The sequence below is a fragment of the Methylocystis sp. genome (assembly GCF_051062815.1).
Taxonomy (GTDB): domain Bacteria; phylum Pseudomonadota; class Alphaproteobacteria; order Rhizobiales; family Beijerinckiaceae; genus Methylocystis.
In genome coordinates this window covers 23,381-30,086 of the sequence record NZ_JBPFDU010000043.1, presented here as the reverse complement: position 1 = coordinate 30,086, position 6,706 = coordinate 23,381, and the positions used below count along the sequence as shown (strand labels likewise).

At 62.2% G+C, this 6,706-nt stretch carries 3 protein-coding genes and 2 pseudogenes; 1 reads left to right on the top strand and 4 read right to left on the bottom strand.

The window, feature by feature from the left end:
* Positions 1 to 180 precede the first annotated feature (180 nt).
* Positions 181 to 926: pseudogene (gene istB, locus ACR65W_RS06420) on the bottom strand (IS21-like element helper ATPase IstB).
* Positions 927 to 937: 11 nt separating this feature from the next.
* Positions 938 to 2,464, bottom strand: coding sequence for an IS21 family transposase (gene istA, locus ACR65W_RS06415; protein ID WP_434502399.1), 1,527 nt, complete (start codon positions 2,462 to 2,464; stop codon positions 938 to 940).
* A 762-nt stretch (positions 2,465 to 3,226) separates the two neighbouring features.
* On the opposite strand from istA, the gene ACR65W_RS06410 reads away from it, so the two are divergent.
* Positions 3,227 to 3,439, top strand: coding sequence for a transposase (locus tag ACR65W_RS06410; RefSeq protein ID WP_109026914.1), 213 nt, complete (start codon positions 3,227 to 3,229; stop codon positions 3,437 to 3,439).
* Positions 3,440 to 3,629: 190 nt separating this feature from the next.
* Here the strand turns inward: ACR65W_RS06410 and ACR65W_RS06405 are convergent.
* Positions 3,630 to 3,891, bottom strand: a pseudogene (locus tag ACR65W_RS06405) (IS1380-like element ISCARN79 family transposase); the annotation flags it as partial.
* Positions 3,892 to 4,119: 228 nt separating this feature from the next.
* Entirely contained in the window at positions 4,120 to 6,411 is a 2,292-nt protein-coding gene (locus tag ACR65W_RS06400; RefSeq protein ID WP_109026913.1) for a copper-transporting P-type ATPase, read from the bottom strand.
* Between the last annotated feature and the right edge of the window lie 295 nt (positions 6,412 to 6,706).

The following is a 6,706-nucleotide window of genomic DNA, read 5'->3' as shown; positions in this document are numbered from 1 at the left end:
GAGCCGACAAAGACTTGAGTCGGCGGGTTGCCTGACGATTCCGACGAAGGCGCCCGTCTGTAACGGGATAATGCCGCCCGGGGATTCCGGGATAATGGCGCCCCCCTTTTACGAGATGATCCCGCCCGGGCGCCGCGTTCGTTGACCGACGAGATTTGTCTCACCTCCGATTGTTTTTGGTCAAGTCGTTTTGGGTCCTTTGGCGCGGGCGCGGCGCAGGCTCTCGCCGACGAGTTCTACGCGATGCGCGTTGTGCACGAGGCGGTCCAAGATCGCGTCGGCGTAGGTGGGATCGCCGATGACCTCATGCCATGAGGTCACGGGAAGTTGGGATGTGACGATCGTCGATCGTCGCCCATAGCGCTCTTCGAGGATTTCCAGGAGATCGTGGCGGGCGCCGGCGTCGAGCGGCTCGAGGCCGAAGTCGTCGAGGATCAGGAGATCGGCGCGGCCGAGGGATTTGATAAGACGCGGTGGCGCCCATCGCCGCGCGCGAGTGCAAGGTCTTCGCAGAGCTTCGGCCAGCGATGATAGACGACCGAGCGATTGTCCCGGCAAGCCTTCTGGCCGATGGCGCAGGCGAGCCAGCTCTTGCCGACGCCGGACGGACCGACGAGGGCGAGATTGTCGTGGGCGTCGATCCATTGGCCCTCGGCTAGCTTCTGGAACAGGGCGCGGTCGAGCCCGCGCGCGGCGCGGTAGTCGACATCTTCGATGCTGGCCTGCTGGCGGAGTTTTGCGGCGCGCAGCCTGGCCGTCAGCCGCTTGTCGCGTCGAAGAGACGCTTCTCGATCAAGCAGCAGCGCGAGCCAGTCGTTGCGGTCGATCCCTTTCGCCTCATCTGTCTCTGCGAGTTCGGCGAAAGCCTTGGCCATTCCGTAAAGGCCGAGGGCGTGAAGCTGGTCGAGGGTGGGATGTTTAAGCAAGTCGCTGTCTCCTAATGATAGTAGCGCGGGCCGCGGATATTGGGGTGAAGGATCGGAGCCGCGTCCGCGGCGCGCTTTGCCGCCGGCTTCCGATCGAGCTTGTTGTCGAGGATGGATTTGACCGAGCCGTAGGTCTTCGCGCCGATCTCGATGGCGCGCTCCGCCGCGGCCTCGACGCGCTCGGACCCGTAGGGGCCGACAAGGCGGACGATGCCCAGACAAGCGCGATAGCCCTGTTCGGGATGAGGCCGCGCCTCCAGAATCTGCTCGCAGAGCGCCGCCGTCGCCGGGCCGATCTTGCGGGCGTCCTCGCGGATGCGTTCAACGGTCCAGCCGGCATAGCGCCGGTGGCTCGACGGCATGTGCTCGGGAATGGTCGTGTGCTTGCGGTTGCCGCTCATCCGCAGATGGACGGCGATGCGCTCGCTCTTGCAGAAAATCTCGACGCCGCGGACGGTCAGGCGCGCTTCGACCTCCGCCCGGGCGAAGCGATAAGGCACGGAGTAATAATGCGCGTCGATCTCGACGTGATAGTCGATGCCGACGCAGCGCAAGCGCCATTCGCAATATTCGTAAGCCTCGACTGGAAGCGCCTTCAATGCCGGGCGGTCGATCTCGTCGAACAATTGGCGACGGGTGACACCGAGCCGGCGGATGGGGCGCTCCTCGTTGAGAGTTTTCAGCATCCCGTCGATGGCGGCGTTGACCTCCGCGAGGCTGTAGAAGGTTTTGCGACGCAGCCTGCCGAGCAGCCAGCGTTCGACGATCAGCACCGCCGATTCCACCTTCGCCTTGTCGCGCGGTTTTCTGGGCCGGGCCGGCAAAAGCGCGGCGCCGTAATGCGCCGCCATGTCGGCGTAGGTGCGGTTGACCTGTGGATCGTAGAAGCAGGCTTTGACGATGGCGGTCTTGGCGTTGTCCGGCACGATGAGCTGCGGAACGCCGCCGATCGCCTCAAGCGCGCCGACATGGGCGTCGATCCAGTCAGGAAGCGTCTGCGTCCAGCTCGCTCTCGCGAATGTGAGGCTCGACGCGCCCAGCACCGCGACGAATATCTGCCCCATGCGCACTTCGCCGGTGAGCCTGTCGACGACGACGGGAACGCCGTCGCCGGCGTAATCGACGAACAGGCGCTCGCCGGCGGCGTGGGTCTGCCGCATGGTCACCGACAGCGTTTTCTCGAAGGCGCGATACAGCTTGCAAAAGCGCGAATAGCGATAGCCGCCGGGGTTCTCGGCGATGTATTCGTCCCACAGGATCGTCAGGGTGACGTGCTTGCGCTTCAGCTCGCGATGCACGTTTGCCCAGTCCGGCTCTTCGACGCGCCGGTGACCGCGCTTGCTGCGCCGGTTGGCGTAAAGCGCCGCCTCCAGCGCGTCGTCGTTCATTCCCTCCGGCAGCGGCCAGGAGAGCCCGGCGCCCTCCGCGCGTTCGAGCGCTTCCCGAACCGTCGAACGCGGCATGCCGAGACGCCGGGAAATCTCGTGCGCTGAAACCGACGCGGTCTTCAGCCGAATAATCTCGCGCGCCTGGCGCATCGTAATCCGCTCCGCTGGCATGAATCGCTCCCCCTTGGATTGCCAAAGGAGCGACTTGATCAGGCCAACGGCGGCGGTGAGCCACTGCACGAAATCACCCGGGCGGGATCATTCCGTTGCAGGGGGCGGGATCATCTCGGAATCGGGGGGCGCCATCATTCCGTAACGGGTGGGCGCCTTCATCTCGTTTTAGGGGGCGCCATCAAGCGGAATCAGCAACGCTGCAACTCCGGGAGCCAAACCACGCCTATCCGAACACGTGCGAGCGCATCAAGCTCCGGGACAGACGGCAAGGGGGCAGCTCGCGGAAACTAGAGGAGCCGCTATGAGAGACGAATGACGACCCGCGCCCACATGTTCGCTGGGTGGGCGGGGGCGTTATTGGTGGTCTTGCTATGCAGGTCTTGGCGGCCCTTAGAACACAATCGCTGCGGTTGTCGTGAAGCTCGTTGGCGGAGCTGCTTAGGGTTTTTGTTCTAGTCGGGGCTGAGCCGGCGAGCCGGCGCAGGGTCTTTCGAGCCTGCGCCGATACATCAGGCGAGAATGACTGGCTATCGATGCCTACGGCTCATCCAGTCGGCGCGTGCACGGCCGGCACTCGCTTAAACTCGCGCGTTCAGCGTCACATAGGCCGAGCGCGGGGTGCCTGGCGTGTTGTTGTTGTTATGCTCGAAGACATAGTACGTAAGCGCTTAGCCGATCCCCTTCTGCCGAAAATGTTCTGATCATGCGAAGAAGCCCCTGCTTTCGAGGGTGGCTGTAATGACCAGAGACGTCAAAATGGACGCCCAAATGGGCGTCTCGAAAGAAGGCTACGCGGGACGGATTGAGGTGGTTGCCGGCCCCACGGGCCGTCGGCGACGCTCTGAGGCGGAGAAAGCTCGGATCGCCGCCGAGAGTCTGACGCCGAACGCCATCGTGGCCGATATCGCTCGCCGATACGGAGCGACGCGCTGGCAGATCTACGATTCATAGTACCGCGCGCCAGCCAGATTCTCGACGTTGAGCTATCCCGAGACATTCTCGCTCAACCTGATGAACAAGGCGCCGTCCACGCGCGCGTAAACGGGCACCACGACGAAATTGTCGATCGCCGGATAGAACTTGGAATTGTACCACGCCGGCGCCGACGCCCAGAACGCCAGGGCCCGCCGAAGCCGCTCACGTCGTTCACGTCCTGGTAGCCGGCGAGCCGACCTAACCCAGACCGCCGTAAATTGCCAACCAAGAGCATGCTCTTGCCGGTGCAGGCGCCGGCAAGAGTCTCGCCCGCCATGCCGCTCAGGCCAAGCGCGTCGTCGAGTTCTCGATAAGGCGACCACGCCAACATCAGAGGTCACGACCGAACCCCGAATTGCATCTTTTAGACGGCGGTCAAAATCGAGCCTGAGAGCCTCTCCATCCGATTCACCCGCCGCGTTCGTCATCGCCGCCTCACTCAACGAGCCTAACCTTCTAAAAATTGCTATAAATGACGAATTGTACAGTGAAATCAGAGTTCATCCGGCGAGTGCGGGCCAAAATGTTTGCTCTCATAACGCGGGCGAGAGTTCCGCCAATGACAGATGCTGTGAGTGTGGCAAAGTGGTGAGAGAACAGCCGGCGCTGTGGGAGTGGTGACTGCCCCCGCACCGAATAGTCCTATAGCCCTCTGCTTAGGTCGTATATGGCGGCATCTCAATTTTTCGCTCGGGGTCCAACCTGGCTTGCTTCAGTCGCAGGGAATTGACGACGACGCTTACAGATGACAGCGTCATCGCTGCGGCGGCGATCGTTGGTGATAAGAGTAGCCCGAAGATCGGATAGAGCGCGCCAGCGGCAATGGGCACGCCCGCGGCATTATAAATGAACGCAAAGAACAGATTCTCGCGGATGTTGCGCATCGTCGTCTTGGAGAGGCGTCGACCACGCACGATGCCCCCGAGATCGCCCTTCAGCAAAGTCACCCCCGCGCTTTCGATCGCGACATCGGTTCCGGTTCCCATGGCGATTCCGACATCGGCAGCGGCCAGTGCAGGGGCATCATTCACGCCGTCTCCCGCCATGGCGACGATTCGACCCGCCTCGCGCAAGCTGGTCACGACTTTGCTCTTGTCCTCAGGGAGGATCTCAGCTTCGATCTCGCCGATTCCCAAGCGTTTGGCGACGGCCCGCGCCGTTGTCCAGTTATCGCCGGTTAGCATCACGACATCGACGCCATCTTCGCGCAGCGATTTCAGCGCGGCGTCCGTCGTCGCTTTGATTGGGTCAGCGATGCCGATGACGCCGGAAATTCTTCCGTCTATGGCGACAAAGATAGCAGTCGCGCCGTCTTCCCGCAGGCGTTCAGCGTCGCTATCGAGCGGCGTCGCATCGACGCCGAGCTCCACAAGGTATCGACGATTGCCGATCGCGACCACATTGCCTTCGACCCGACCGATGACGCCCTTGCCCACGGGGGAATCGAAATCCGTCGCACCTTTGAGCGCGAGCCCGCGCTCGGCTGCGGCCTGAACGATTGCGAACGCCAGGGGATGCTCGCTGGCGCGTTCAAGACTCGCCGCCGTCGCCAACAGATCTTCCTCGGAGATCCCGGTGACGGCGAGGATGGCCGTGACGCGCGGCTTGCCTTCGGTGAGCGTCCCGGTCTTGTCCACCACCAGCGTGTCTATTTTTTCCAAGCGCTCCAGCGCCTCGGCGCTTTTTATCAGCACGCCCGACTGCGCGCCGCGTCCCACGCCGACCATGATCGACATCGGCGTCGCAAGACCGAGCGCGCAAGGGCAAGCGATGATGAGAACGGAGACCGCTGCAACAAGGCCATACGTCATGCGTGGTTCCGGTCCCCAGATTGCCCAGGCAAGAAATGCAATAACGGCGATGAGAATGACGGCGGGCACGAACCATCCCGCCACTTGATCGGCGAGGCGCTGTATTGGCGCGCGGCTTCTCTGCGCGGATGCGACCATCTCGACAATCCTTGAGAGCACGGTGTCGCGGCCAACCTTCTCCGCGCGCATCACAAAGCCGCCAGTCTGATTAAGCGTGCCGCCGATGACTCTGTCGCCTGCAATCTTCGTCACCGGCATGGATTCGCCGGTGACCATGGACTCATCGACCGAACTGCGGCCCTCGACGAGTTCGCCGTCCACAGGAACCTTTTCTCCTGGACGGACGCGCAGGCGCTCGCCGACCTTCACAAGATCCAGCACAACTTCTTCGTCGGATCCGTCAGCGTTAATCCGAGTCGCCATTTTTGGCGCGAGATCGAGGAGCGCGCGTATGGCGCCGCCGGTCTGTTCCCGCGCGCGCAATTCAAGAACTTGTCCAAGCAGAACAAGGACGGTGATAACCGCCGCCGCCTCGAAATAGATCGGGACAGAGCCATCGAGGTTGCGGAATGCCGGCGGGAAGAGCGACGGCGCCAATGTTGCGATGACGCTGTAAATCCAGGCGATGCCCGTTCCCATGGCGATGAGCGTGAACATATTCAGATTACGTGTCACGAGCGATTGCGCGCCTCGAACCAAAAACGGCCAGCCAGCCCAAATCACGACCGGCGTCGCCAAAATAAGCTGAAGCCAGTTCGACGCCTGCGGCGCTAGCAAGTGATGGAGATTGAATAAATGTCCGCCCATCTCCAAGACGAGCACCGGCGCCGCCAACGCCAGCCCGATCCAGAACCGCCTAGTCATGTCGACGAGTTCGGCGTTCGGTTCGGCTTCGGTCGAAGCGACGAGTGGCTCAAGCGTCATGCCGCAGATTGGACAATTTCCGGGCCCGATCTGACGAATCTGCGGATGCATCGGGCATGTGTAGATAACGTCCGCTACATGGGATGGGTCTTGATGCGCATCCTCGATTGTGACACCGCCACGGGCCGTCTTCGATTCCTCATGCGAGGCGCGATCATGCCGATGCTCGTGGGCCACTCGGTTCATCCTTCCTTGCGCCGTCAGAAGCGGCATCGTAATTGATCTAGGCGTCCTTTGCGCAAGGTCGATCGTCGTTGCTCACTCGGCAATACGGCCGCCCCGCTTCCAGAAATGGCGGTTCCTTCAGTCACGGCCTCGACACCATTGGCTGCGGAGGCTCCCGCTCGACCGATGTCGTCGTGTATCGTCGCTCGAAAAGATCAACAACGCAAAGTTTAACGGCGGAACTGCAAGTCACTGGATGCGGTCCGCCATTTTGCTCGACGGTTTATGAGGGGCGCGGACTCCTTGGATGATATCACGCCGATGAGACCTTCCGCGCCTCGTA

Excerpts from the sequence above, each read along its gene's own strand:
- istA (WP_434502399.1), bottom strand. The coding sequence starts at position 2,464 with ATGCGCCAGGCGCGCGAGATTATTCGGCTGAAGACCGCGTCGGTTTCA.
- ACR65W_RS06410 (WP_109026914.1), top strand. The coding sequence starts at position 3,227 with ATGACCAGAGACGTCAAAATGGACGCCCAAATGGGCGTCTCGAAAGAA.
- ACR65W_RS06400 (WP_109026913.1), bottom strand. The coding sequence starts at position 6,411 with ATGCCGCTTCTGACGGCGCAAGGAAGGATGAACCGAGTGGCCCACGAG.